The following is an 845-nucleotide window of genomic DNA, read 5'->3' as shown; positions in this document are numbered from 1 at the left end:
TAAATATTTTATTGATTCAACGAGCGATTCCTGGCTGTCAGGTGTTTTAGTAGGAAAACCGGCGGCTGTTTTCACATCAACCGGCAGCCTACATGGCGGGCAAGAATCCACTCTTCTATCGATGATGTTGCCACTGTTTCATCATGGCATGTTACTGATGGGGCTTCCATATAGTGAGCCTGAATTAATGATGACAGAAACGGGCGGAACACCATATGGTGCCAGTCACTTAGCCGGTGCGGACAATAAACGTACGCTTGATGATAACGAGGCGAAACTGTGTAAAGCCATGGGACATCGCATTGCCACTACAGCAAAGAAATTACATGAATCCTGAAAAACTTTTCCGAGCACTGACTTTAGTCAGTTTTTTTGGTCTGATGATCACGCTTTTGGCCTGGATACTCATCGCACCACATGCAGAGAATTATCCTGTCGCAGCCATGCTTATTCTTGGTTTAGTGCCACTATTATTTCCAATGCGCGGATTATTGTACGGACGTCCTTACACTCACGCATGGACAAGCTTTTTAATGCTATTTTATTTCAGTCATGCTGTAGGTGAGGTATATAGCGCCTCTTCGCTAACACTCTATCCTGTGCTGGCACTCATTTGCAGTAGTGTGTGCTTTTGCTCAACGATTCTTTATGTTAAATTCAACGCTAAGAATAAAAAAGCGATATAAGTCACAAACTTGTGACCATTAAAATGATATAAAGTCATCCATATAGGAGACATTTATGAGTAGCATTTCTGCTTTTCAATCAGGCATAGCAGGCATTCAAAGCGGTATGTATGGTGCAGCACAAAGTAGCGCCAAAATTGCGTCTGCCGATCCAGGTTC

1 protein-coding gene and 1 pseudogene are annotated in these 845 nt (G+C 43.1%); both read left to right on the top strand.

Going from position 1 to position 845, the window contains the following annotated elements; genetic code table 11:
* A pseudogene (locus tag B4K20_RS12650) lies at positions 1 to 337 on the top strand (NAD(P)H-quinone oxidoreductase); the annotation flags it as partial.
* On the top strand, positions 327 to 686 hold the full coding sequence (locus B4K20_RS12645; protein ID WP_286305284.1) for a DUF2069 domain-containing protein: 360 nt from the start codon (positions 327 to 329) through the stop codon (positions 684 to 686). The pseudogene B4K20_RS12650 and the gene B4K20_RS12645, both read left to right, overlap by 11 nt.
* Positions 687 to 845: the final 159 nt, after the last annotated feature.

The organism is Methylophaga sp. UBA5088 (genome assembly GCF_002414625.1).
Lineage (GTDB): Bacteria > Pseudomonadota > Gammaproteobacteria > Nitrosococcales > Methylophagaceae > Methylophaga > Methylophaga marina.
This window is presented reverse-complemented; position numbering and strand designations above follow the sequence as displayed.